Here is a 23,600-nt window from a genome sequence, read left to right as displayed (position 1 = left end):
GTGTCCGTCACCGCGACCGAGCCCGCCGGTACCACCGCGGCCGAACCCGCCGACCCGTCCGGAGCCCCGGCCTTGAACGTCCGACGCCGCCGGACGGCCGAGATGTTCTCGTTCCGGAACATGAGCGCGATCTACATCTTCGCCGTGCTGTTCCTGATCTACTCGCTGTGGATCCCGGACACCTTCCTGACCGTGTCGGTGTGGCGCACCCTGCTCGACAGCCAGTCGATCAACGCCATCGTCGCCATCGGTCTGCTGCTCCCCCTGGCTGCAGGGGTCTTCGACCTGGCCGTGGGCGCCGAGGTGGGCCTGGGCGCCATCTTCGTCGCCTGGCTGCTCGCCGAGAAAGGCATCCCCGTCCCGGCCGCCATCGTGCTCGCGATCGCCGCCGGCGGCGTGATCGGGCTCGTCAGCGGATTGCTCGTCATCAAGGTCGGCATCGACTCGTTCATCGCCACCCTGGGCATCAGCTCGGTGCTCGCGGCCGGCATCACCTGGATCTCGGGCGGCGAGCAGATCATCAACCTGCCGTCGGGTTTCCAGACCATCGCCACCCAGCAGATCTTCGGTGTGACCCTGCCGGTCTACATCATGATCGTGCTCGGGCTGATCATCTGGTACGTCCTCGAACGCACCCCGCTCGGCCGGCGCATCTACGCCACAGGCGGGAACCCGGATGCCGCCCGCCTCGCCGGTGTGCGCACGCCCGCCATCGTCCTGTGCTCGCTCGCGGCCTGTGGCGCCATCGCCGCCGGCGCCGGCGTGCTGCTGACCGCGCGCATCAACACCGGCGACCCGACCGTCGGTCCGTCCTTCCTGCTGCCCGCCTTCTCCGCCGTCTTCCTCGGCTCCACCCAGTTCCGCGGCGGCCGGTTCAACGTCGCGGGCACGCTCGCCGCGGTGTACGTCCTCGCGGTGGGCATCAAGGGCCTGCAGCTCGGCGGAGCGCCCACCTGGATCCCCGACCTGTTCAACGGCTTGGCCCTGCTGGTGGCCGTCGGCCTGGCCCGCTTCGCGCGCCCGGCCGGGCGCGCCAGTGCCGTCCGGCGCCTGCTGCGGATGCGCTCGCCCCGGAAGTCCACCGATGACGCGACCGATATCGACGGACCGACGACGCCCGCCACGAGCGTGCCGGGAGGAGACGGCCGATGACACGCGGCCTCGACGACCGGGTCGCCGTGATCACCGGCGCCGCCCGCGGCCAGGGACGCGCTCACGCCGTCCGCCTGGCGTCCGAGGGTGTCGACATCATCGCGATCGACAACTGCGCCGACATCGCCACGATGGCCTACGCGGGCGCCACGTCCGAGGATCTGGACGAGACGGTCCGGCTCGTCGAGGACCTCGACCGCCGCGCGCTCACCTACCTCGCCGACGTCCGCGATCTCGCCGCTCTGCAGCAGGCCGTCGACGACGGTGTACGGCAACTCGGGCGGCTCGACATCGTCGTGGCCAACGCCGGGGTGAGCAACGCCGTCCCGCTGGAGCAGATGTCCGAGCAGCAGTGGGACGAGACCGTCGACATCGACCTGGGCGGCGTCTGGAAGACCTGCAAGGTCTGCGTGCCGCACATCGAGGCCGGCGGACGGGGCGGGTCGGTGGTGCTGACCAGTTCGGGCGCAGGCGCCAAGGGCTTCCCCGGCATCGGGCACTACTCGGCGGCCAAGTCGGGCGTGCTCGGTCTGATGCGCTCGCTCGCGCACGAGCTGGGCTCGCGCAGCATCCGCGTCAACGCCGTCCTGCCCACCACCGTGAGCACACCGATGGTGCACAACGACGCCCTCTACAAGAAGTTCGCTCCTCACGTCGAGAACCCCACCGTGGACGACTTCGCCGCCGTCCTGACCTCGATGCACCTGCTCCCCGTGCCGTGGGTCGAGGTTGAGGACATCGCGAACGCGGTGGCCTTCCTCGCCTCGGACGAGGCGCGCTACATCACGGGCGTGGCGTTGCCCGTGGACGCAGGCATGTTGGTCGGCTGACAGCACCACCGCCGAGCACGACCTCCGCATCGGCGCCGTGCCGGTCGGAGCCGACCCGAAGGAGAGACGAGGACAGACATGGCACTGCTCGACGACAAGGTCGCACTGGTCACCGGAGCCGCCCGCGGTCAGGGCCGCAGCCACGCGCTGCGCATGGCCGCGGAGGGCGCCGACATCATCGCGATCGACATCTGCGCCGACATCGAGTCCATCCCCTACCCGCTGGGGACCTCGGCGGAGCTCGACGATCTCGCTCGTGAGATCAAGGGCCTGGGCCGACGCGTGGTCGCGCGCCAGGCCGACATCCGCGACGAGGACCGGCTGCGCGCCGCGATCGGCGACGGCATCGCCGAGTTGGGTGGTCCCGACATCGTCGTCGCGAACGCCGGCGTCGCGCCGATGGCGCGCACCGAGGCACCGAACGCCTGGCGTGACGTCGTCGACGTCAACCTCAGCGGGACGTTCCACACGGTGGAGGCGGCCCTGCCCGCGATGCTCGAGCACGGCCGCGGCGGCTCCATCGTGCTCACCAGCTCGACGGCGGGGCTGTCCGGCAGTTGCGGGCTCAGCCGCGGCGGGCTCGGCTACGTCGCGTCCAAGCACGGCGTCGTCGGACTGATGCGCTCGTACGCGAACTACCTCGCGCCGCACTCGATCCGCGTGAACACCGTCCACCCGACCGGTGTGCTGACCGGCATGGTCGACAATCCCGCGGTGCGGGACTTCGTGGCGTCGAACCCGTCACTCAGCGGCGACGGCAACGGCGGTGGACCCAACGCGATGCCGGTGCCGATCCTGCAGGCGTCCGACATCACCGACGCCGTCCTGTGGCTGGTCAGCGACCAAGCCCGCTACGTCACCGGCGTCGCCCTGCCCGTCGACGGGGGATTCCTCGCCAAGCGCTGAGCACCCCCAACCCTCCACGACGAAGGACGACCCCGGACATCGGCGATGTCCGGGGTCGTCCTCGTTGCGCGCGACGGTTCAGCCCAGCGCGGGGTCACCGTCCCAGAGCCGGCGGTAGCGGCTGCCGTGGAACACGAGCGGGTCGACCTGCGGGTCGAAGGCGAGGCGGTGGACCCGCATGACGGCGATGACGTGATCGCCCGCAGGCATTTCCTCCTCGAGGCTGCAGTCGAGCCACAAGGCCGCCGAGTCGATGAAGACGGCACCGTCGTCGGCCGACCAGGTGAGCTCGCCGAACCGGTCCCCCTCCCGCCGCGAGAGCGCACGGGACGCCGCTTCGTGACTGTCCGCAAGGACGCTGAGGCCGAGCCGCGGCAACGTCCGCAGCGTCGTCCAGGTCCGCGACGTGAGCGCCGCACAGAACGAGACGAGCGGCGGCTCCAGCGACACGGGGACGAACGAGCTGGCGGCCATGCCGACCGGCGTCGTGCCGTCGAGCGCACACACGGCCAGCACCCCGGAGGGGAAGCGCGCGAAGGCCGAGCGCAGGTGGGCCTGGTCGCCCACAGCCGCGAGCCGGTCTGCGGTGCGCGTCGTCGTGTCGGTCATTCCGACCGTCCCCTTCTCGCCGACCGGCTCAGCGACCGGCTGCCTTAGCGTCACGTTCGGCCGCGTAGTCGGCGGTCGCCTTCTCGATGGCCGGCGCGATCGCGTCCTTCACCCAGCTGTTGCCCGAGTCGGACCCGCTGGGCGAGGTGACCCAGTCGTAGGACTGCTGCAGCGGCGCGATGGAGTCCTGGAACGTCGGGAACACCCGCTCGGCAAAGGTCTCGTACATGCGGCGCATGTCCTCGGCGCCGGCCCAGTCGCCACCGAGGATCAGGAACGTGCCGAAGCCGCCGCTGTCCTCGTACAGCGCGCCGAGACGGTCGATCGCGCGCTCCGGCGTGCCGATCATGGCGATGCCGCCCTCATTCAGCTCGTCGATGATGTCGTCGGGGTCGGTGGCCTGCACCGGCGGGAACGGCGAGGACTTCGACAGGTAGTCGAAGACGCCGCCCAGGTTCTGGCGGCACTGCTCGCGCGCCTCGCGGTCGGTGCGCGCGACGAAGGCGATACCGACGATGCGCCACGTCCTGCGGTTGATCTCCGCGCCCGACTCCTCCGCCTCGGTGGTGCGGATCTGCCACGCGTTGCGCACGGCGTCGGCACCGGCCGGGCTCCACAAGCCCAGCGACAGCAGGCTGGTGTTGTAGCGGCCCGACAGCTTGGCGCCGGTAGGCGAGACCGTGGAGGCCACGGCGACCTCGAGGTGCGGACGGGTGTACGCAGGCAAATGCAGCTGGGCGTCGTTGAGCTCGAACCAGTCGGCCTTGCGCGACAACGGCGCGCGCTCCCGCAGCAGCGACACGATCGCCTCGAGGCCGGCCTCCAGGTTGCCGCGGCTGTTCATCGGGTCGAGCCCGATCATGTGCGCGTCCGAGGCGAGCGCACCGGCGCCGACACCCAGCATCACGCGTCCGCGGGTCAGGTGGTCGAGCAGTTGCATCCGCTCGGCCACGTGGAACGGGTGGTGGTAGGGGACGGTGACCACGCCCGCCCCGAGGCGGATGTTCTTCGTCCGCTGGGCGGCGGCGGCCATGAACACCTCCGGCGAGGAGATCGTCTCCCAGCCGCCCGAGTGGTGCTCGCCGACCCACGCCTCGGCGTAGCCGCACTCGTCCAGGTGCTCGATGAGCTTGAGGTCCCGGTGCAGGTCGAGGGTCGGGTTCTGCCCCAGCGGGTGGTAGGGCGGGTGGAAGATCCCGAAGTCCAGGGTTGCGCTCACCAAAGGCTCCAATCGTCGGCCGGTGGAGTCATGTACTCACGTGGTGACGACCGGCACAACGGCGCCGCCTCACCAGGCGAGACGTCCGGTGGGGACGGACGCGCCGCGGGCTGGCACCGTGCGTCCGAGGACGCGACGTGCGGACCATCGAGGAGGTCGGCCATGACGAATCAGGACGCGACGGCACGCATCGGCAGCGTGATGTACCCCGTCGCCGACGTGGACCGTGCCGTGACGCTCTACCGCGCCGCGCTCGGCCTCGACGTCGCCTTCGTCGACGGCGACCGGTACGCCTCGCTGCGGGGGGACGGCGGGTCGCCGCTCGCGCTCGCCGGTCCGCCGGAGCAGGTAGCCGGAGACGTCGCCGCCGCGTGTTTCAAGGTCGACTCGGTGGCCGCCGCCGTCGCGCGCGCGACGGACGCGGGCGCCACCGTGGCCCGCGCGGCCGAGACCGGGCCCCACGAGACGCGGGCGGTACTGCGCGACCTCGACGGCAACGCCTTCGTCGTCTACGGACCGGCCTGAGCGCGACTCGGCGCGTGCACGGCGAGGGCCAGGGCCTCACGCACCAGCTTCGCGTCGTGGCCCGGGTCCGCGGCCGCGATGGTGGTGAGGCCGGCGCGGGCGATGTGCCGGGCCAGCGCGCTGGCCAGACGGTCGGGAGCCCGCTGCACGACGCAGTCGAGGATCTCCTCGTGCGGTCGCAGCGCCGCCTGCCAGGCCACCGGGGCGAGCGTCGCGTACATCCGCCGGTACCGGTCGGCATGGTCGGTGAGGTCGGCCAGCACCTGGCTCAGACGTCCTTGCGATCCCGAGGTGAGCAGCGTGTGGAACTGCCGGTGCGACACCTGCCATTCGACGTAGTCGTCGGCGGCGGCATGCATCCGCATCTCGTCCATGTGCGCCGCGAGTCGGTCGGTCATCTGCGTGGTCCACGTGGCCACCCCGACCCGCGCGGCGAGCGGCTCGAGCGCGATGCGCGCCGCGTAGACCTCCTCGAGGTCGGTCACGGACAGGCCACTGATCCGCACCCGCCGGTTGTGCTCGGACTGGACCAGGCGCTCCTTCTCGAGCAGCCGGAGCACCTCCCGCAGCGGGGTTCGACTCACCCCGAACTGCTTGGCGAGCCTCACCTGGGAGACCACCGAGCCGGGCGCGAGTTCGCACTCGAGGATCGCCGTCCGCAGCGTGTGGTACAGCGCGTCGGTGATGGAGTCGGGGTTCGCGCCCTCGGACGGCGCATGGCTCCGGGGCACGACGGTGAGCAGTGCGTCCTGCGTGGAGCTGCTCACCCGGGTCCCTCCCTCGGATCGTCCGTTCTGCAAACCACCCTAACCGGGCATCGCGGATAGCGGCCCGAGTCGCGCCCACTTCCTTGCACCGTCATCGCGCGACCCATTCGCCGCGTCGCGACGACCAGCGCTGCTCGCTCTGCTCCCAGTAGATCTCGAGGCCGTCGCGCCCGAGCTCGCGACCCTCGGCACTGGCGATAAGCTCCGGGCGCACCATCGGCCGCGTCAGTTCCAGCGCCCAGTGGGCGTCGAAGGCGTCACGGTCGGCCCACAGTTCGAGCATGGCGAGGTTGTCGGGGTGGCGGGCGCTGCGGAACAGCTCGTACTGCAGGCAGCCCGGCTCCTCCTCCACCTCGTCGGCGTGCGCCTGCCACGCCTGCGCGTACTCCTCGGCCTTGCCCGGGTGGGTGTGCAGGTTGACGACCAGCCTGACCGCGGCCACGGGTTCTCCTCGCGTTCGGGGTGCCGGGCGACGGATCGCCGACACGATGGCCAGAGGGTGTCAAAACTCGGCGTCCGACCCAACACCCCGGGCTCACCCTGCGAGACCGTCACCCCGGTGTCGAAGGGTCATGACCGCCGCGGACCGGGTGTCGAGCCGGACGTCGCGCAGCATGTGCACCAGCTCGAGGTCGAACCCGACGACATCGAGGGCGTCGACGTAAGCGTACTGGACCGCGTCCTCCCAGCCGCGCGCGTCCGTCGCCAGGCCGTAGCCGTGGTCCGCGAGCCGCGTCACCAGCTCGTCCCAGTCGGACGCAGGGTCGAGGGGAGCAAAGAACAGGTGGTGAATGCCCTGGCCCCGCGTGTGCAGGAACTCCTCGCGATATCGGCTCGGCCCGCCGGTCGGCTCGATGACCTCGACCGCGAAGCGGCCGACCCCGGCGATGGACGACAGGTAGCTCTCGGTGCCGGGCCGCTCGTGGAAGCGTGCGTCGGTGAGCGACCCGTCCGCCGTGCTGAAGTTCAGGACCGGCCAGCGCTCGCGGCCGAAGGCGGCCGCCTGCGCCGCCGTGCCGTCCACCACGTCCTCGACGACGACGCCCACGTGGTTGAGCGGGCCGGCGGGAAGCAGCGCCGTGGCGGCGGGCCGCCAGGTCTCGTCCGCGCCCAGCGCGGTGTCGAACGCGGCGAGGTCCGGGCCGACGACCTCCACCCGGTAGCCGAGCGCACCGGCGGTGTCGTAGCTGTGCAGCACGGCGTCGCCACCCACACTCCAGGTGACGTCGCCGGGGGCGGACGGGTGGCGTGGTGGTTCCGCACCCTCGGCGACGACCGCACCCAGCACCGCCGGGCCGCGGGTCAGCAGCGAGAGCAGCGCTGGAGTGCGTCCCCGGCGGGGCTCGAGCAGTTCGATCCGCAGCCCGTCCGCGGTGCGGCCGACCGCGCGCACCAGGACGTAGTCCTGTGGGCGACCGTCGACGGTCAGCTCGGCCCTGGTCTCGTCGAGCAGGGCGACGTCCCATTGCTCGATGCCGAGCAGGGTCGAGAGCGCGTCCGCCGCCCGGGCGGCGTCGCGCACCGCGACGCTCACCTGGTGCAGGACGGCCGGGCGGCCGAGCCAGCCGTGGTCACCGCTCCGCCCGGAGTCGCGCGCCTCGTCGCCGGCCGGCGCGGCACGGCGCTGCGCCAGGTGCGCGCTGAGCACCTGGCTCGCGTCGTTCAGCGCCGGGTACCCGGCGTACGGGCCGAGGTGGACGAACAGCTCGCGCAGCTCGGCGTCGCCGATGCCCGAGGCGCTCGCCAGCTGGAGGTGTTCGGCCAGCGCCCGTCGGGTGCCGCGGGCGACGTCGACCGCCAGCATCGCGATGACGCGGTCGCGCTCGCTGAGCCCGGGCCGACCCATCAGCCAACCCCAGGTCGTCGCGAGCGGCACCTCGATCCGGGCGGCGTCGCCCTTGGTCCGGGCGCGCTCGGCCTCTCGACGGGCCGCATCGGCCACGTCGGGACCGAGTGCCCGGCTCATGCGTTCGAGACCGGCGGCGAAGGCCGCCTCCAGGTCGAAGGAACGGCCGTCGGGCTCGCTCTCGGACATTGTCATTCCTGCGTCGTCAGGCGGACGGGGAGCCGCCGGATCGCCCGCACCGCGCCCTGGTGGATCTCGATCCCGGCCTCGTCGGCGAGCCCGAAGTGCGGGTAGGCGGCCAGCAGCTCGTCGATGGCCGTGCGCAGTTCGAGTCGCGCAAGGTGTTGCCCGAGGCAGGCGTGGATGCCGCGGCCGAACACCATGTGCCGGTTGGGCGAGCGGTCCAGCTGCGCGAGGCCGCCGCCGTCGAACACGCCGTCGTCGCGGTTGGCCGCACCCCACAGCACGAGCACCTTCTCCCCCGCCGGGATCGGCACGCCGCCGAGGACGGTGTCGCGGGTGGTCGTCCGCCACAGCGCCTGCGCGGGTGTGTCCGTGCGCAGCAGCTCCTCGACCGCGGCCGGGGTCAGTGACGGGTCGGCGGCCAGCGCTGCCCGGTGTTCCGGGTGGGTGGCGAGGAAGTGAACGGCGGTGGCGATCGCCGAGCCCGTCGATTCCCACCCGGCGTGAATGAGGATGAGTCCGTAGCCGGTCTTCTCGGCCGCAGTGAGGGCGCGTCCGTCGATCTCCGCCCGGCCCAGGTCGGCGAAGACACCGGTTCCCGCCCTGTCGATCATGACCCGCAGGTAGGTATCCAGCTCGGCCATGTGGCCGTCGATGTCGGTGGCCCATTCCTGGAACAGCGGCCGGTCCTTCGCCGGCAGGCCGGCGACGCCGGCCAGCACCAGCCCGGCCATCGGGATCGCGAACTCCGTCGCCATGTCGACGACGTCACGCCCGCCGAACCCGTCGAGCAGCTCCCGGGCGGTCCGCCGGATCATGTCGCCCCAGTTGCTACGCACGGCCGGTGCGCTGAATGTCGGTCCGAGGATGCCGCGGTAGCCCGCGTGCACCGGCGGGTCGACCTCGATGGGGACGACCGGGAAGTCGGCGTACGTGTGCGCGATCTCGGTCCCCTCGAGTCGGCGCCGGACGGCGGCCGGGTTGGGCCCCTTGCCCTGGGTCGAGCTGTACGTCTCCCAGTCGCGCAGCACCTCGTCGGCGAGCGCGAAGCTGGTGACGACGTAACCCATCGCACGGCTGTAGACGACGGGCCCGATCGCCCGCAACTGCTCGTAGACCCGGTACGGATCGTGCGCGATCCGCTGGTCGTTGATGTCGAAGTCGAGCGCCACCGGGTGGTGCTCGGCAGGGACGGTCGAGGTCATGCTGTGCTCCGTTCGCGCGACGGGTGGTGCATCAGTGCAGAACCATGCCGCCGTCGATCACCAGCAGCTGTCCGGTGATCATGGCCGCCGCGTCACTCAGCAGGAACGCCACCGCGCCGACGACGTCGTCGGGGTACTCCTGCCGCTTGATCGCCTGGCCGGCGATGGCGGCGGCCCGGACCTGCCCGGGGTCGGGCGGCGTCGCCCCGTCACCTGCGAACAGGTGCTGCGCCGCCTCCGTCCAGGTGCCGCCGGGAGCGATGGCGTTGACGGTGATGCCGTCCGAGCCCCACTCCCTCGCCAGCGACCGGGTGAGTGCGGCGACGGCCCCCTTCGAGGCCACGTAGTCGGCCATCATGGGGACGCCGAGCAGGGCAGTCGTCGAGCCCACGTTGACGATGCGCCCGGACCCCTGCGCGGCCATCACCGGCGCCACGGCGCGGGCGCAGAGGAACGAACCCCACACGTTCACCCGCAACACCCGCTCCCACCGCCCGACGTCCAGGTCGGTCGAAGCCACGGGCACGAGACCGTCGTAGATCGCCGCGTTGTTGACCAGGCCGTCGACGCGCCCGAACTCGGCCACGGTGCGCTCGACCAGGGCAGCGACCGATTCGGCGTCGGTCACGTCGGTGTGGACCGCTAGGGCACGCGCCCCGGCGGCCGTGATGTCGGCGGCGGTCCGTTCGCCGCGCTCGGCGACCACCTCGGCCACCACGACGGCGGCGCCGCAGGCCGCGACGTGCTCGGCGTACGCGCGACCGAGGCCCTGACCCGCCCCGGTCACCACGACGACCTTGTCCTGAAGCTGCTGCACCGTCTGCGTCACCGTGTGTGTCATCCCGTCCTCGCTCCGACCCGACAGCCTGGCGTGACCCGCCCGCGTCGGCAATGCCGTGGTGCCATCTCGTGGACCTCCGGTCAACGGCCCACGAGCGCGCTGCCCGACCGGTTCAGGTCGCCGTGCACCACGACGTGCCCGCTCGAGTACGCCTCGAGACCCGCCCCGGCCAGCAGTCGTCCGATGCCGCTCTGGTTGCTGCCGCCGAACGGCGTGCGCAGGTCCTTGGTGTCGAACGCGGTGCCGTTGACGATGGCGATGCCGACGTCCAACCGGGCGGCGACATCGGCGGCGCGTTCCTCATCGATGCTCCAGACGCCGGCGCCGAGCCCGTAGTCGTCGTCGTTGACCATCGCGATTGCCGTGTCGTCGTCGTCGAAGGCGATGATCGGCAGCACCGGCGCGAACTGCTCCTCCTGCACGAGGGCGCAGTCCTGAACGGCGTCGGCGACGAGCGTCGGCCGCACGAAGTAGCCGTCCGCGAGGTCGGCGGCGTCGGGCATTCGGCCACCGGCGATCGCGCGCCCGCCTCTCTCGACGGCGTCGGCCACGAGATCGTGCGACCGTTCGACCGACGCGCGCGAGATCACCGGTCCGAGCGTGACCTGGGGGTCGAGACCGTCACCCACGACCACCTTGTCGAACGCGTCGGCGAGAGCGTCGGTGAGCTCGGCCAGGCGCGAGCGGTGCACGTAGACGCGCTTGACCGCCGAGCAGTACTGCCCGTTCAACGACAGCGCACCCGCCGTCAGACGCTCGGCGATCTCGGCGGTCACCGGGGCGTCCTCGAGCAGCACGGCGGCGTCGTTACCCCCGAGTTCGAAGGACAACTCCTTGACGTCACGCAGGGAGTTCAGGACGGCGACCGCGGTGCGGGCCCCGCCGGTGAGTCCGATCTTGCGGATTCGCCGGTCGCCCACCAGCGCCGCGCCGGCCAGGTCGTCGGTACAGGTGACGACTTCGACCACCCCGTCGGGCAGGGCCCGGGCGAGGCGCCCGAGCACCTCGGTGACGGCCAGCGGCGCCAGCAACGGCACCTTGACGACGACGGGATTGCCCGCGATCAGGGCAGGCATCACGTGCGCTGCCGCGAGCGCAACGGGGGCGTTGAACGGCACGAGGACGAGCACGACTCCGAGCGGTCGGCGCCGGTGGACCAGGCGGCGCGGAACGGCGTCGTCCGAACGTGGTTCCAGCACGTCGGCGAACATCGCGGTCGCCGTGAGCAGACCCCGAAGGCCCCCGAGGTCGATCGCCGCCTCGGCCCTGACCTTGCCGTTTTCGCGGACCAGCAGGTCGACGAGATCCTCCGACGCCGGGCCCACCGCGTCCATCGCCGCCGTCAGCGACGCGATGCGATCGGCGGGGTCGAGCCGTCTCCACCCTGCGCGCGCGGCGTGCGCCCGGCCGACGGCGGCTTCCACCCGGTCGCGGCTCAGCAACTCCACCGACCCCACCGTCTCGTGCGGGCGGGCTGGGTTGTGGATCGCGTGCGACACCGGGTTCCTCTCCTGCACCGACTCGGACGCCGGGGCGGTTCCATCCTGGAGGCCTCGGCGACCGTTGTCGTCACCGTCGTCCCATCCGCTGAGAGACGCCGATGGACCGGCAGGCGCCGCGGCCTGCTGAATGGGCACATGTCATCTGCCGACCGCGGGAAACCTCGTCACGTCGTCGTCCTCGGCGCCGGCCTCGCCGGACTGCGGGTCTGCGAACAGTTGCGACGACGCGGTTTCGACGGCCGCATAGCCCTCGTCGGCGACGAGCAGCACGAGCCATACGACCGACCGCCGCTGTCGAAGAAGCAGCTCTGGTCCGCGGACCCGCCCACGACGTTGGTCCGGCAGTCGCTCACCGGCGACCTGGGCGTCGACGTGCACCTCGGTTCACCGGTGGCGGGCGTGGACACGGCGCGGCGGCAGGTGCGTCTCGCCGACGGCACGGTCCTGCCCTATGACGATGTCGTCGTCACCACGGGCATGACGGCGCGGGTGCTGCCCGACGCCGATCCCGCGCGACATACGAACGTCCACGTGCTGCGCACGTACGACGACGCGGCCCGGCTGCGGACGGCCCTCGGCGCCACCGACCGGCTCGCCGTGGTGGGCGCCGGGTTCATCGGCAGCGAAGTGGCGTCGGGAGCCGTGGCCGCGGGCCTCTCGGTCACCGTGATCGACCCCATGCCCGTGCCCCTGCACCGCAGCCTCGGGCCGGTGCCCGGCACCGACCTCGCCGCTCGGCAGCGGGCGTCCGGGGTCGTCCTCCGCACGGGCGTGGGGGTGTCCGGGGTGCGCGCGAACGCGGACGGCGGACGGGTCGAGGCACTCGAGCTGTCCGACGGCAGCCGCCTCGAGGTCGATGAGGTGCTGCTCGGTCTCGGCGGCGTCCCGGCGACCGACGTGCTGACGAACACGCCGGTCACGGTCGCGCGCGGTGTCGTCACCGACGAGTACGGCCGCACGGACGTCGAGGGTGTGTGGGCCGCCGGCGACGTCGCCGAGTCGTTCCACCGGGGCTACGGACGCCATCTGCAGGTCGAGCACTGGTTCAATGCGCACGAGCAGGCCACCGTCGTGGCCGACAACCTGCTCGCCACGGACGACGACGCGCTGACCGCGCACGCACCGGTTCCGTACTTCTGGAGCCACCAGCACGGCGTCCACCTGCAGGTGCTCGGCACCACCGAGGCCGACGGCGAGCCGCGGCGGCTGGAGACCCCGAACGGCAAGGGCAGCGTCCTGCTCTACACGACCGGCTCGACGCTCGTCGGCGTCGTCACGCTGAACGCGGCGCCGGTGCTGATGAAACTGCGCCCGCTGGTGGCACGGCAGGCGCCGGTCGGCGAGGCCGTCGACCTGATCGGGTGAGATCGGTCGGGTGAAGCCGGTGGTCCCGGCCTCACCCGTCCCCCGTCAGTGGACCTCGCGCAGCGCCTGCGCGGGGCAGACGTGGACGCCCTCGCGAGCGGACTCGGCCAAGCTGTCCGGCACGTCGCCGTCGATCAGCGACACCACGTAACCGTCCTCGTCGACGTCGAACACCTCGGGGGCGCTGATGGCGCACAGCCCGTAGGCCTGGCAGGCGTCACGGTCGATGTCGATCTTCACGGGCGAACCTTTCACAGCGGGTCGTTGAGGGCGACGACGGCGTCGAGCATGCGGACGCCGTCCGGCAGCACGAGCAGCGGATTGATGTCGAGTTCGGCGACGTCGCCCGAGCGCGCGATCGTCTCGAGCGCCATGAGGGCGTCGACGACCGCGTCGCGATCCAGGGCGGGCCGGCCGCGCCAGGGTGCCAGCAACCGGGACACCCGCAGCGAGTCGACCATGTGCTCGGCCCGGGCCCGATCGAACGGCACGACCGACAGCGCGGTGTCGCGAAGCGCCTCGGCGTCGACGCCGCCGGCACCGACCACGACGGCCGGGCCCAGCAGCGGATCGGTCGAGATGCCGAGCAGCAGCTCGACGCCGCCCTGCAGGAACTCCTCGACGAGAACGCCGTCGAGACCGGGCGAACCGAAACGTCGGCCGAAGTCGTCGATGACGGCGCGCAGCGCGGCCTCGTCGCGGATGTCGACCACGACGCCGCCGGCGTCGCTCTTGTGGGCGAGACCCGGCACCACGGCCTTCGCGACCACGGGGTAGCCGATAGCGGCGGCGGCCTCGGCGGCCTCGTCCGCGTCCGCCGCGACGCGGTGCTCGACCGGGCGCAGCCCACGCTCGGCCAGCCACTGCAGGCTCGCGGCCTCGTCGAGCAGGCGTCCTTCGCCGCGGTCCCGGACCACGACATCGGTGAGGCCCGGCATCGGCCCGTCGGGGAACCGTCGGCCCGGATGATTCAGGATGGCCTTCGCTGCGCTGATGGCATTGCGCATGTTGCGCACCACCGGGACGCCGGCCGCGGCCAGGTCGCGGAACACCGGGTCGTCCGTCGAGGGCATCAGCGACAGCGCGATCACGGGCTTGTCACCCCGGCGGAACGCGTGCAGAGCGGTGTCCCGGATCGGCTGTGCCATCGCCGGCAACGGCGTGGACACCGGCAGCAGGACCACTCCGACCGCGGGATCGTCCATGATCGCGTCGATCATCTCCGGGCCCTTGCCGAGCAGCAGGCTGCGTCCGCCGTTGTCGACCGGGTTGACGACCGACAGGTTGGGTCCGAGCAGTTCGCGCAACCGGTCCTGCGTCTTCTCGCTCAGTTCTGGAGCGGTGAGGCCGGAGTCGGTGATCAGGTCGACGAGGTGCGCGTTGCACCCGCCGGACGCGCTGCACACCGCCACGCCGTCGGCCTCGGGCAGGACACCGACCCGCGCGACCGCGCTCGCGACCTCCTGCAGTTCGTCGAGGTCGACGACGCGGTGCACCGCGTTCTGTTCGAAGAAGGCGGTGAGGGTCTCGTCCGCCCCGGCCAGCTGCCCGGTGTGCGACAGCGCGGCCGCGGCGCCCTGCGCCGACCGGCCCACCTTCACCACGATCAGCGGGGTCTGCTCGGTGATGCACGCGGCCGCGGCCCGGCGCAGGCCCTCGCCGGAGCGGAAGCCCTCGATGTAGGCGGCGACCGCACCGGTCTCGGGCGTGCCCGCCATGAACTCGATGAAGTCGGCCGCCCGCAGGTCGGCCTCGTTTCCGGTGGTGATCCAGTACGAGACGCCCATGCCCAGCGCCTGCGCCGAGACGATGGGACGGCCCTGGTGCCCGCTCTGTGCGACGACACCGATGCGCGGCGCGTCGGACGGCGCCAGCACCTCGAACAGATTCATGTTGGTGTTCGGCCCCACCATCCGCGCGCCGAGGCCGTGCGCCAGCTGGACGATCTCGCGCTCGGCCGCCCGTCCCTCGTCGGTGCCGAGCTCGGACCACCCCGAGGCGTGCACGACGACGAAGGCCACCCGTTTGCCGGCGAGCGCCAGCAGGACGTCCTTGACCTGGGCGATGAGAACGACGACCACGTCGAGTTCGTCGGGCAGGGCGCTCGCGTCCGCGACTGTCGCGTAACCCATGACGGTCTCGCGCGTCGGGTTGACAGGGATGAACTCGCCGCCGACCGCGCGGGCGCGGGCCTCCAGCTGGGCGGTCATGAAGTCGAACGGGGGTTTCGCGTCGTGCGCCCCCACCACGGCCATCCGCCGCGGCGAATACAGGCGGGACAGGTCGACACCGTCAGACATGCGCACCCCCGCCGATGCGCACCGTTGCACGCGTGTCGGTCTCCGAGCCGTGCGAAGCGCTGTCGCGGCCGAAGAAGTCGAGAACCGCGGCATCGAACTCGCGCCGGTGCTCGACCTGAGCCCAGTGCCCGCAACGACCGAACACGTGCAGCTCGCAATGCGGCATGTAGCGCAGCGGGTAGAGCGCGCCGTCGACCGGGTTGAAGTGGTCGTCGCGGCCCCAGATCAGCAGTGTCGGAGCGGCGACGTCCTGGCAGGAGAGCCAGCTCTCGAAGTCGGCCGGGTTGAATTTCACGACCCGATCCTTGCTCTCCAGCCACATGGCGAAGATCGGCGAGCCGGGGTCGTCGCGTGCGGTGAGCTCACCGAGCGCCGCGAGCCGTTCGGTGATCACCTCGTCGGTGATGGCCGAGCGGTCGAAGACCATCTCCTCGAGGAAGGCGCGCATCGTCGTCGGGTTCGGGGACCGGAGCAGGTCACCGCTGCGCTCGCCCAGCGTCGCGTGGACCCGTCCTGACGGCGAGAAGATCGGGTAACACACGCCGGCCGGACCGAGCAGCGCCAGCCGGCGGACACGGTCCGGGTGGCGGCGTGCGACGTGGAAGGCGACGCCGCCACCGAGCGAGTTGCCGACGAGATGCGCCCGCTCGACGCCGAGCTCGTCGAGCACGGCGACGACCACGCCCGCGTAGTACGCGAAGGCGGAGTCGCGCGATGCCTCGCTCGCCGGCCCCGACCGCCCGTACCCCGGCAGGTCGACAAGAATCAGCCGGTAGCGCTCGCCGAGGGCCTCGAGGTTGTACTGGAAGTTGCTGCGGGTCGAGGCTCCTGGACCACCGCCGTGCAGTAGCACGACGTGCTCGTCACCCCGCCCCTCCACCTCGTAGAAGACGAGGGTGCCGTCGTGGTCGAGGTACGCGGTCCGCGCGTCCGAGGGCGTCGATGTCACGACGACATCGTCGGTAGGCCCGCCGCTCGGGGCAACGGACGGAGACCGCGTGATGAGACGGGCACGGTCACTTCTTCTTGATCAGCTCGTTGACCGACTTACCGTCGACGAACCGGTGGCCCCACACGTCGCCCTTGACCATCGTCGTCGCGGCGTCCGACGGCGTCATCTGCCGTCCCTGCCAGCCGTACTCGATCTGGAAGCCCGCCGGGGACTTGCAGTAGAAGGACACCATCGAGTCGTTCGTGTGCCGCCCCAGCGTCAGCGTCAGCGGTACCTCGTGGTCGAACACGCGGTCGTAGGCCATGCCCACGTCGTCCAGCTCACCAACCTCGAGCATGAAGTGGTGCAGCTTCGGCGCCCGCGCCGGATCGGTGTCGAAGAGGGCCAGTGTGTGCTCCCGGGCGCCGCACCGCAGGAAGATCGTGCGCGACTTGCCCTGAACCGCGAGATCGCTGATCGCGAAACCGAAGACGTCGAGGTAGAAGTCGACGGTCGCGTCGAGATCGCCCACTCCCAGGACCGCGTGGCCGAGGCCCTGGGGTCCGGTGACGAAACGCGAGACCCCGAGCGGCGACCGGAAACTGTAGTCGTTGTACTGGCCGTAGAAGATCTCGACGAGGTTGCTGGCGGGGTCGCGCAGCCGGACGAGCTCGGCCACCTTGCGCTCGGCGGCGCGATCGCCGTCGACCCATTCGCTGTCGACCCCGTGCGCCTTCAGGACCGCCTGGGCCCGACGCAGCTCCCGCGGGCCCTGCACCTCGAAGCCGAGGTACGCGACGTTGCCTCGCTCACCCTGGTGGAACGCGACACGCCAGACGCGTTCGTCGGTCTTCATGTAGCCGGTGGTGCCGTCCTCGGACGTCGACATCTCGGCACCGAGGACGTCGCGCCCGAATGTCATCCAGGCGTCGATGTCGGGCACCTGGACACCCAGGTAACCCAGGTTGAGAACCTGCACGGTGGGAAGCGTGTCGTGCTCGTCGGTCATGGCTCGTCCTTCGGCTGTGGTCGGGTGAGTGGGTCAGTGCGTCGTGCGCGCGGTGGCGCGTGCGTCCACGACGTCGAGGAAGTCGCCGACGTGCCGCACGAAGTCGGCCGTGCGCTCGATCTGGGTCCAGTGGCCGCAGTGCCCGAACACGACGAGGTCGCTCGCCGGCAGCAGGCGCACGAGGTCCAGGCTGGTGGACAACGGCACGACGAGGTCCTCGGCACCGTGGATCAGCAGCGTCGGGACGGTGATGCGCGCGAGCGCCTCGGGCGCCAGCGCCATCGCCTCGACGTGCTGCTGCAGTGGCTCGGTGAACGCCGCCTCGTACCGGGAACGGTTGTGCGGCTCCGCGCTCGTCTCGTGGCGCAGCCGCACCAGATCGTCGGAGACCAGGTTCGGGTCGTAGGCGAACAGCGTCATCAACTCGCGCATCGCCTCGAAGCTCGGCCGGTACCCCCACACCTTCGACAGGCCGTCGGTGATCGGGAACGTCACCCCCACCGACCCCATGAGCACGAGCGAGCGGACGAGGTCGGGGCGACGGTCGGCCACCGCGAGCGCGAGGCCGCCGCCCATCGAGTTGCCGATGACGTCCACGGGTCCGGCGCCCAGCGCGTCCAGGAAGCCGATCAGGTGCTCGACGCGGGTCTCGTGGCTGAGCGGACGTCCCTCAGGGACGTCCGTGGCGCCGAACCCGGCGATGTCGGGTGCCACCACCCGCCGGGTGGCGGCCAGTGCGGAGCCGTACACCGGACGCCAGTTCGCCGCTGCGGACACTCCGGGTCCCGAGCCGTGCACCGCGACCACAGGGACGCCGTCGTGCGGGCCGGTGTCGAGGTAGGCGGTGCGGTACCCGTCGTGCTCCAGCGGCTCCGACCGGTACTGCACGCTCGCTGTCACCGTCGCGCTCATCGTGATCTCCTCCGCGTTCGTCGGTGCGGCCTCAGACCGGGATCCCGCCGCGGTCCATGAGTTGTCGGACGATGACGTTGCGCTGGATCTCGTTCGTGCCCTCGCCGACGAGGAACAGCGGCGCCTCGCGGTAGAGCCGCTCGATCGGGTACTCGAGCGAGTAGCCCGCGCCGCCGTGCACGCGCATCGCGGACAGGGTCACCTCGGTGGCGATCTCGGTGGCGTAGAGCTTGGCCATTCCCGCTTCCATGTCGCTGCGTTTGCCGGCGTCGAAGGCGCGGGCGGCATCGAGCGTCAGCAGTCGCGCCGCCTGCAGCTTCGTGGCCATGTCGGCGAGGTGGTTGCCGACGGACTGGTGCTGCCAGATCGGCTTGCCGAACGCGCGACGGTCGGCGGCGTAGGTGATCGAGGCGTCCAGCGCGGCGCGGGCGATGCCCGTGGCGCGGGCGGCGACCTGGATGCGGCCGATCTCCAGCCCGGCCATCATCTGGTTGAAGCCGCGCCCCTCCTCGCCGCCCAGCACGGCGTCCGCGGGTTGACGGAAGTCCTGGAAGCTGAGCTCGCACGTCTCGATGCCCTTGTAGCCCAGCTTCTGCAGGTCGCGGGACACCTCGAAGCCGGGGCCGTGCTCGATGAGCAGCAGGCTCATGCCCCGGTGGGCGGGTGTGGCCGTGGGGTCGGTCTTGCACAGCAGGCCGATGACACCGGCGCGGCGCGCGTTCGTGATCCACATCTTCGAGCCGTTGATCACGTATTCGTCACCCTCGCGACGCGCGACGGTCTTCATGGCCTGCAGATCCGAGCCGCCGTCGGGCTCGGTCAGCGCCATCGCGGCTCGGATCTCGCCGTCGGCCATGCGCGGCAGGTAGCGCTGCTTCTGCTCGTCGGTGCCGAACTTCGCGATCAGCGACGCGATCACCGAGTGCCCGCCCATGGCACCGGCGAGGCTGACCCAGCCACGGGCGAGCTCCTCGGTGACCAGGGCGAAGCATTCCGTCGACACCCGCCCGGTGCCCCACGGTTCGGGGACGACGAGCCCGAAGATCCCGATCTCCTTCATGGTCTCGATCAGCTTCTCGGGGTACGTGTTCTCGTGCTCGAGTTCGGCCACTGCCGGTCGTACCTCGGTGTCGACGAATTCGCGCACCGTGCGGACGAGCTGGGTCTCTTCGGGTGACAGCTGGGTCATGAGTGCTTCTTCCGTGTGGGACGGGTCGGTCCGGTCACGCGTCGTCCTCGGCGTCCTCGGCGTCCTCGGCGTCATTGCCGTCGGACTCGGCGAGCCGGGCCTCCTTGTGCGCAGGTTTGAGCAAATCGTTGAGGGTGCTGTGACGGCTCCAGGCCAGCGCCTGCAGCTCCAGCGGGTCCAGCAGGATCTCCTGGCCGGCCGAGGGGTCGGCGACGGCCAGCCGGGGACCGTTTCCGGTGTGGTCGATCCGGACGTAGACGGTGGCGAACTCGTTACTGAGCACCAGCGTCGTGCCGTCGGCGGCCAGCGTCAGAGCAGGAACGTCAGCGGAGCGAGGTCCATGTCCGCCTGCAGGATGGTGAGCGTTCGGTGGCTGATCAGCCATGAGCCTGACTCCTGTCGCACCCGGTAGTCGCACCGCATCGGATAGACCCGCAGCGGGTCGGGACTGCGCTGGCCGCCGGGACGGACCTCGTAGAGAGTGGTGACGAAGCGAACAGCCGGACCACCCTCCTCGTCGGGGAAGACCTCGACGTTGCTGACCGCGCGGACGGTGCGCGACGGCGGGTCCTGGCTGTGGTTGACGCCCGACTCGAGGATGCGCCATACGCGGGCCTCGAGCGCGAAGCGGTCGTCGCGGCAGATCGACAGGTCGCGGCGGGGGTCGCTGCCCGGGACGAGCGGCACCCAGTACACGACGTCGTCGGTGAGGAGGTCCAGCCACTCGTGCAGGCGGTTCTCGTCCAGCAGCCTGGCCTCCAGGTGGACGAGCGCGGCGGCGGTGGCGTGGTCCAGCATCGCGGTCTGCACGATCAGCCCTCCGCCGACATCAGCTCGTGCCAGCCGCGGTAGACCGCCCGCTGGGTGATCTCGCTCGTCGAGTGCCCGACGAGCTCGCCGTTCTCGGAGCGGGTCTCGCTCGTCAGCATGCGACTGAACAACACCCACGGGTCGAGCACGTCGCAGTCGGCCGAGCCGACACCCTCATGGATCCGCTCGAACATCTCCGCGTCGTCGGCGCCGCCGTAACCCGCCGGCCCGTAGAAGCCCTGCTCCTGCGCCAGGCGGAACTGCCGGACCTGGTCCGGGGCGTCCGGGAGGTCGACGAAGTACTGGCGCACCGCGGTGCGGTCGGGTCCGAGTGGCTGGATCACGCGGACGTTCGAGCCGGCGAGCGAGAGGTTCGGGAAGATCATCAAGCGCCACGGGGGCCCGATGAGCCGGTCGACCCGGTCGCTGCCGTGCGCCGCGGCGAGCGAGTCGAGAAACTCCGCCGGGAACCGCCGGCGCATCAGGGTGGAGACCTGAGGGGTCTCCACCAGGTTGTGGCCGTGGCCGAGATCCTTCCCCTTGCCCTCCAACGCGGCGATCTTGACTCCGCGCACCTTGTTCTCCGGGCCGCGCACGCGGGCGCGGTTGTGTGCCTGTACGCGGACGGCGGCCTGGTGCAGGAAGTCGGGGTGGTACCCCTCGGTGCTGTTCTCGACCTGCAACTTCCAGTTGCCGTTGTAGGTGAACTTCCAGTCGCCGCCACGCAGCACGACCCGCCCGCTGGCGGTCTGGTCGGCCCAGTCGTCGATGTAGGGCAGGGCGAGGCCGAGGTGTTCCTGCAGCGGCACCACTGCGTGGTTGACCGAGCCGAAGATCAGGCCCCGGTAGGACTCGACCCGCGGCAACCGCTGGAGTCCCAGTCCCGAGGGCAACTCACCGTCGGCGAACCCGGAGCGCAGGCTGACGCCGGTGAGGGTGCCGGTGTTGCTGTACACCCAGCCGTGGTACTCGCACTTGAAGTAGTTGGCGTTGCCGGTGTCCCGCTGGCACACCGTCGCGCCGCGGTGCGCGCAGCGGTTGACCAGGGCGTTCACCTCGCCGTCCTCGCCCCTGGTGAGGATGATCGGCACCCGCCCGAGTTGCGTGGTCTTGTAGTCGCCCGGCTCCGCGATCTCGCTCTCGTGGCCGAGGTACACCCAGGTGGCGTAGAAGATGCGGCGCATCTCCAGGTCGTAGACATCGCGGTCGGAGTAGATCGCCATGTGCACACGGCCGCGATCCAGATCGACCAGATCGGTCGCCGACTTGTTGGAACCCACCGTGTCTCCGTTCGTGCGCTGGCCTGCTCTGCCGTCCTTGTCAGCCTTGCCGCCCGGTGATCGCACCACAAGCGCGACGAACCGCATCGTGGACCACCGGTTCGAACCGGGACGGGGTCAGCCCGTCCCGATCGGGGCGAGCTGCTCGGCCTCGTGCGAGACGCCGAGGAACGTCCGGACGACGCGCGCGAGGACGTCCGGGTCGTCGACCGCGACCAGGTGGGCCGAGGTGGCGATCATGCGCAACTGGACGTTGCGCAGGCGGCGTAGCAGGAAGAACGCGGAGTCGGGACCGGCCACCGCGTCGTCCCGTCCGACGACGAGCTGCACCGGCTGTCGCACGCCGCGCAGTTCCCGCTGTCGGTTCGGATCTCCAACGCAGTCGAAGGCACCGGACGACCACCACCGCGACACGAGGTCGAGAGCCGTGAGGTCGACACGGGCTTCGGGAAGAGTCGTGACCGCCAGCCGGGCGAGGGCGGCGTCGGCCGCCGGACTCCCCGACGTCAGCGCGTCGAACACGCCCGGCATGCCCGGGGTCCCGGGGCGGACGTCGATCCCGCCGGAGACCGGACGGGCGTACCCGCTCGGGCCGATGAGCACGAGACTGCGCACCACGTCCGGCAGCGCGACGGCGACGCGTACCGCGATCGGGGCCGTGTACCCCTCGGCCACGAGGTCGATCCGTTCCACCCCTGCGCCCAGGCCGGACGCGACGACCTCGGCCGCGCCCTCGATGCCGGCGTCCACGGAGATGCCGCCGAGCACGTCCCGGGGGCTCCAGTGCGTCACCGCGCTGCCGAGGCCCTCACTGTCGACGACACGCTCGAGCGTCCCGGGCGCCACGACGCCGGACAGTCCGGCCAACACGTGGACGGGCAGCGGCGGGACCCGGTCCGGCCCGCTCACGCCGCACCGTCCGCGGCGGTCGTCATGAAGGTCAGGTCGCGCGAGACCTGCTCGGCCGCACGCCGCAACCGGTTGTGCAACGCCGGCGTCGATTTGGTCCGCGGATCGCCGGACAGCGAGATCGCAGCGACCACACGACCCCGGGCATCGCGCACCGGGGCGGCGATGCAGCCGAGGCCCGGCCGGAACTCCTCCATCTCGATCGCGACGTCGGACTCCCGGGCCCGCTCGACGCTGCGCAGCAGCATGGCCGGCATGACGAGGGTGTTGCGGGTGCGCGGTCGCAGCCGGCTGCGCAGCACCTCGTCCGCCGTCCGCGCGGGGGCGTGCGCGAGCAGCAGCTTGCCGAGCGCGGTGCAGTAGAGGGGCTGCCGCTGGCCCACCGCCGTGGGCGCCCGGATCGCGAAGGTACCGGGCACCTTGTCGAGGTACTGGACCTCGTGACCGCGCCGGATCGCCAGGTGCGCGCTGTCCTTGGTCGCGAGCGCGAGATCCTCGAGGTACGGCGCCGCGGCCTCCCTCAGGTGGCGGTAGGCGGGCACGCGCGACCCGAGATCGAACAGTCGGCCGCCCAGCGCGTACCCGCCGGGCGCGTGGTCGACGAAGCCCGGCTCGACGAGATCGCCCAGCAGGCGGTAGAGCGTCGCCTTGGGTATGCCGGTCTCCCTCGTGAGCGTCGCCAGGCTCACCGCGTCGTCGTCGCCCTTGGCGATGCAGTCGACGATCTGGAAGAGCTTCTCCACTACTGCTGTCATGTCGGTCCGCCTCGATCGTGTCGGTGGAGTGGTGGGACGTCGGCCGGGTCAGGCCGGCAGCGGGGACGGCCAGGCGGCGCGAGGGCCGTGTCCGGTCTTATAGATCATCACGGCGCGGACGAAGCGCATGACGCGCTCGCCGGTGCCCTTGTAACCCACGGTGTCGACGCGGATGATCCCGACGTCGGGCCGGGAGTTCGACTCGCGTACGTCGAGGACCGTCGTCTGCGCATAGAGGGTGTCGCCCGCGAAGACCGGGTTCAGGATCTCGACCGACTCCCAGCCGAGGTTCGCCATCGCGTTCTCGCTGATGTCGCGGACCGTCAGCCCGCTGATCAGCGCGAGCGTGAACGTGCTGTTCATGAGCGGTTTGCCGAAGGCTGTGTGGCCGGCGAACTCGTCGTTCGTGTGCGTCATGTTGCTGTTGCACGTCATGAGCGTGAACGTGTGGTTGTCCTGCTCCGTGACCGTGCGCGCCCAGCCGTGGGTGATCACCTCCCCGGTACGGAAGTCCTCGAGGTACCGACCGATGAACCCGCCCAAGGGACTCGCCTT

At 71.2% G+C, this 23,600-nt stretch carries 25 protein-coding genes; 5 read left to right on the top strand and 20 right to left on the bottom strand.

The genetic code is table 11. The features are described from left to right. From ACYVP9_RS02690 to ACYVP9_RS02680, 3 genes are all read left to right on the top strand, one after another. Nucleotides 1–1,152 (top strand): ABC transporter permease, encoded by a 1,152-nt coding sequence (locus ACYVP9_RS02690; RefSeq protein ID WP_460603146.1) that lies wholly within the window; start codon nt 1–3, stop codon nt 1,150–1,152. Then, on the top strand, nt 1,149–1,982 hold the full coding sequence (locus tag ACYVP9_RS02685) for a mycofactocin-coupled SDR family oxidoreductase (RefSeq protein ID WP_460603145.1): 834 nt from the start codon (nt 1,149–1,151) through the stop codon (nt 1,980–1,982). Before ACYVP9_RS02690 ends, ACYVP9_RS02685 begins: the two co-directional genes overlap by 4 nt. Nucleotides 1,983–2,060: 78 nt before the next feature. Next, complete coding sequence (locus ACYVP9_RS02680) at nt 2,061–2,888, top strand: mycofactocin-coupled SDR family oxidoreductase (RefSeq protein WP_460603144.1); 828 nt, start codon at nt 2,061–2,063, stop codon at nt 2,886–2,888. Between the two features lie 78 nt (nt 2,889–2,966). Here the strand turns inward: ACYVP9_RS02680 and ACYVP9_RS02675 are convergent, their stop codons facing one another. Further along, nucleotides 2,967–3,497, bottom strand: coding sequence for a flavin reductase family protein (locus ACYVP9_RS02675; RefSeq protein WP_460603143.1), 531 nt, complete (start codon nt 3,495–3,497; stop codon nt 2,967–2,969). 28 nt (nt 3,498–3,525) lie between these two features. Then, a complete protein-coding gene (locus tag ACYVP9_RS02670; RefSeq protein WP_460603142.1) occupies nt 3,526–4,716 on the bottom strand; it encodes an LLM class flavin-dependent oxidoreductase in 1,191 nt (396 codons plus the stop codon). A 162-nt stretch (nt 4,717–4,878) separates the two neighbouring features. Between ACYVP9_RS02670 and ACYVP9_RS02665 the strand changes: the two genes are divergently transcribed. Continuing rightward, the gene (locus tag ACYVP9_RS02665; RefSeq protein WP_460603141.1) at nt 4,879–5,241 is read left to right on the top strand and encodes a VOC family protein; all 363 of its coding nucleotides are present in this window, start codon (nt 4,879–4,881) and stop codon (nt 5,239–5,241) included. On the opposite strand, the gene ACYVP9_RS02660 is transcribed toward ACYVP9_RS02665, so the two are convergent. The 6 genes from ACYVP9_RS02660 to ACYVP9_RS02635 form a co-directional block, all read right to left on the bottom strand. Beyond that, the gene (locus tag ACYVP9_RS02660) at nt 5,226–6,008 is read right to left on the bottom strand and encodes a GntR family transcriptional regulator (RefSeq protein WP_460603140.1); all 783 of its coding nucleotides are present in this window, start codon (nt 6,006–6,008) and stop codon (nt 5,226–5,228) included. The two genes, ACYVP9_RS02665 and ACYVP9_RS02660, sit on opposite strands and share 16 nt — an antisense overlap. Nucleotides 6,009–6,099: 91 nt before the next feature. Beyond that, the gene (locus ACYVP9_RS02655; protein ID WP_460603139.1) at nt 6,100–6,450 is read right to left on the bottom strand and encodes a putative quinol monooxygenase; all 351 of its coding nucleotides are present in this window, start codon (nt 6,448–6,450) and stop codon (nt 6,100–6,102) included. Between the two features lie 93 nt (nt 6,451–6,543). Continuing rightward, a complete protein-coding gene (locus ACYVP9_RS02650; protein WP_460603138.1) occupies nt 6,544–8,049 on the bottom strand; it encodes a carboxymuconolactone decarboxylase family protein in 1,506 nt (501 codons plus the stop codon). Next, on the bottom strand, nt 8,046–9,242 hold the full coding sequence (locus ACYVP9_RS02645) for a cytochrome P450 (RefSeq protein ID WP_460603137.1): 1,197 nt from the start codon (nt 9,240–9,242) through the stop codon (nt 8,046–8,048). Before ACYVP9_RS02645 ends, ACYVP9_RS02650 begins: the two co-directional genes overlap by 4 nt. 31 nt (nt 9,243–9,273) lie before the next feature. Continuing rightward, nucleotides 9,274–10,083, bottom strand: coding sequence for an SDR family NAD(P)-dependent oxidoreductase (locus tag ACYVP9_RS02640; RefSeq protein WP_460603136.1), 810 nt, complete (start codon nt 10,081–10,083; stop codon nt 9,274–9,276). A gap of 80 nt (nt 10,084–10,163) precedes the next feature. Continuing rightward, a complete protein-coding gene (locus tag ACYVP9_RS02635; protein WP_460603135.1) occupies nt 10,164–11,582 on the bottom strand; it encodes an aldehyde dehydrogenase family protein in 1,419 nt (472 codons plus the stop codon). Between the two features lie 138 nt (nt 11,583–11,720). Here ACYVP9_RS02635 and ACYVP9_RS02630 point away from each other — a divergent pair, with 138 nt between their 5' ends. Continuing rightward, a complete protein-coding gene (locus ACYVP9_RS02630; RefSeq protein ID WP_460603134.1) occupies nt 11,721–12,950 on the top strand; it encodes an NAD(P)/FAD-dependent oxidoreductase in 1,230 nt (409 codons plus the stop codon). A gap of 45 nt (nt 12,951–12,995) precedes the next feature. On the opposite strand, the gene ACYVP9_RS02625 is transcribed toward ACYVP9_RS02630, so the two are convergent. From ACYVP9_RS02625 to ACYVP9_RS02570, 12 genes are all read right to left on the bottom strand, one after another. Further along, nucleotides 12,996–13,190, bottom strand: coding sequence for a ferredoxin (locus ACYVP9_RS02625; protein ID WP_460603133.1), 195 nt, complete (start codon nt 13,188–13,190; stop codon nt 12,996–12,998). Between the two features lie 11 nt (nt 13,191–13,201). Then, the gene (locus ACYVP9_RS02620; protein ID WP_460603132.1) at nt 13,202–15,250 is read right to left on the bottom strand and encodes an acetate--CoA ligase family protein; all 2,049 of its coding nucleotides are present in this window, start codon (nt 15,248–15,250) and stop codon (nt 13,202–13,204) included. Beyond that, a complete protein-coding gene (locus ACYVP9_RS02615) occupies nt 15,243–16,199 on the bottom strand; it encodes an alpha/beta fold hydrolase (RefSeq protein ID WP_460603131.1) in 957 nt (318 codons plus the stop codon). The genes ACYVP9_RS02620 and ACYVP9_RS02615 overlap by 8 nt, the downstream gene beginning before the upstream one ends. Nucleotides 16,200–16,266: 67 nt before the next feature. Beyond that, the gene (locus ACYVP9_RS02610; RefSeq protein ID WP_460603130.1) at nt 16,267–17,190 is read right to left on the bottom strand and encodes a VOC family protein; all 924 of its coding nucleotides are present in this window, start codon (nt 17,188–17,190) and stop codon (nt 16,267–16,269) included. A gap of 33 nt (nt 17,191–17,223) precedes the next feature. Beyond that, nucleotides 17,224–18,102, bottom strand: coding sequence for an alpha/beta fold hydrolase (locus ACYVP9_RS02605; protein WP_460603129.1), 879 nt, complete (start codon nt 18,100–18,102; stop codon nt 17,224–17,226). A gap of 31 nt (nt 18,103–18,133) precedes the next feature. Beyond that, nucleotides 18,134–19,291, bottom strand: coding sequence for an acyl-CoA dehydrogenase family protein (locus ACYVP9_RS02600; protein ID WP_460603128.1), 1,158 nt, complete (start codon nt 19,289–19,291; stop codon nt 18,134–18,136). Nucleotides 19,292–19,325: 34 nt separating this feature from the next. Continuing rightward, on the bottom strand, nt 19,326–19,574 hold the full coding sequence (locus ACYVP9_RS02595; RefSeq protein WP_460603127.1) for a dihydrodiol dehydrogenase: 249 nt from the start codon (nt 19,572–19,574) through the stop codon (nt 19,326–19,328). Between the two features lie 26 nt (nt 19,575–19,600). After that, complete coding sequence (locus ACYVP9_RS02590; RefSeq protein ID WP_460603126.1) at nt 19,601–20,101, bottom strand: aromatic-ring-hydroxylating dioxygenase subunit beta; 501 nt, start codon at nt 20,099–20,101, stop codon at nt 19,601–19,603. Between the two features lie 2 nt (nt 20,102–20,103). Then, nucleotides 20,104–21,381, bottom strand: coding sequence for an aromatic ring-hydroxylating oxygenase subunit alpha (locus ACYVP9_RS02585; RefSeq protein ID WP_460603125.1), 1,278 nt, complete (start codon nt 21,379–21,381; stop codon nt 20,104–20,106). Nucleotides 21,382–21,498: 117 nt separating this feature from the next. Beyond that, nucleotides 21,499–22,290, bottom strand: coding sequence for an alpha/beta fold hydrolase (locus tag ACYVP9_RS02580; RefSeq protein ID WP_460603124.1), 792 nt, complete (start codon nt 22,288–22,290; stop codon nt 21,499–21,501). Further along, nucleotides 22,287–23,045, bottom strand: coding sequence for an IclR family transcriptional regulator (locus ACYVP9_RS02575; protein WP_460603123.1), 759 nt, complete (start codon nt 23,043–23,045; stop codon nt 22,287–22,289). The genes ACYVP9_RS02580 and ACYVP9_RS02575 overlap by 4 nt, the downstream gene beginning before the upstream one ends. A 48-nt stretch (nt 23,046–23,093) precedes the next feature. Next, nucleotides 23,094–23,588, bottom strand: a complete 495-nt coding sequence (locus tag ACYVP9_RS02570) for a MaoC family dehydratase (RefSeq protein WP_460603122.1) — start codon at nt 23,586–23,588, stop codon at nt 23,094–23,096. Between the last annotated feature and the right edge of the window lie 12 nt (nt 23,589–23,600).

The sequence above is a fragment of the Jatrophihabitans fulvus genome, from assembly GCF_054781375.1.
The sequence above is the reverse complement of the archived record's forward strand: the minus strand, read 5'-3'. Positions and strand labels throughout refer to the sequence as shown.

Excerpts from the sequence above, each read along its gene's own strand:
- ACYVP9_RS02685 (WP_460603145.1), top strand. The coding sequence starts at position 1,149 with ATGACACGCGGCCTCGACGACCGGGTCGCCGTGATCACCGGCGCCGCC.
- ACYVP9_RS02680 (WP_460603144.1), top strand. The coding sequence starts at position 2,061 with ATGGCACTGCTCGACGACAAGGTCGCACTGGTCACCGGAGCCGCCCGC.
- ACYVP9_RS02675 (WP_460603143.1), bottom strand. The coding sequence starts at position 3,497 with ATGACCGACACGACGACGCGCACCGCAGACCGGCTCGCGGCTGTGGGC.
- ACYVP9_RS02665 (WP_460603141.1), top strand. The coding sequence starts at position 4,879 with ATGACGAATCAGGACGCGACGGCACGCATCGGCAGCGTGATGTACCCC.
- ACYVP9_RS02650 (WP_460603138.1), bottom strand. The coding sequence starts at position 8,049 with ATGACAATGTCCGAGAGCGAGCCCGACGGCCGTTCCTTCGACCTGGAG.
- ACYVP9_RS02645 (WP_460603137.1), bottom strand. The coding sequence starts at position 9,242 with ATGACCTCGACCGTCCCTGCCGAGCACCACCCGGTGGCGCTCGACTTC.
- ACYVP9_RS02640 (WP_460603136.1), bottom strand. The coding sequence starts at position 10,083 with ATGACACACACGGTGACGCAGACGGTGCAGCAGCTTCAGGACAAGGTC.
- ACYVP9_RS02630 (WP_460603134.1), top strand. The coding sequence starts at position 11,721 with ATGTCATCTGCCGACCGCGGGAAACCTCGTCACGTCGTCGTCCTCGGC.
- ACYVP9_RS02620 (WP_460603132.1), bottom strand. The coding sequence starts at position 15,250 with ATGTCTGACGGTGTCGACCTGTCCCGCCTGTATTCGCCGCGGCGGATG.
- ACYVP9_RS02610 (WP_460603130.1), bottom strand. The coding sequence starts at position 17,190 with ATGACCGACGAGCACGACACGCTTCCCACCGTGCAGGTTCTCAACCTG.
- ACYVP9_RS02605 (WP_460603129.1), bottom strand. The coding sequence starts at position 18,102 with ATGAGCGCGACGGTGACAGCGAGCGTGCAGTACCGGTCGGAGCCGCTG.
- ACYVP9_RS02600 (WP_460603128.1), bottom strand. The coding sequence starts at position 19,291 with ATGACCCAGCTGTCACCCGAAGAGACCCAGCTCGTCCGCACGGTGCGC.
- ACYVP9_RS02575 (WP_460603123.1), bottom strand. The coding sequence starts at position 23,045 with ATGACAGCAGTAGTGGAGAAGCTCTTCCAGATCGTCGACTGCATCGCC.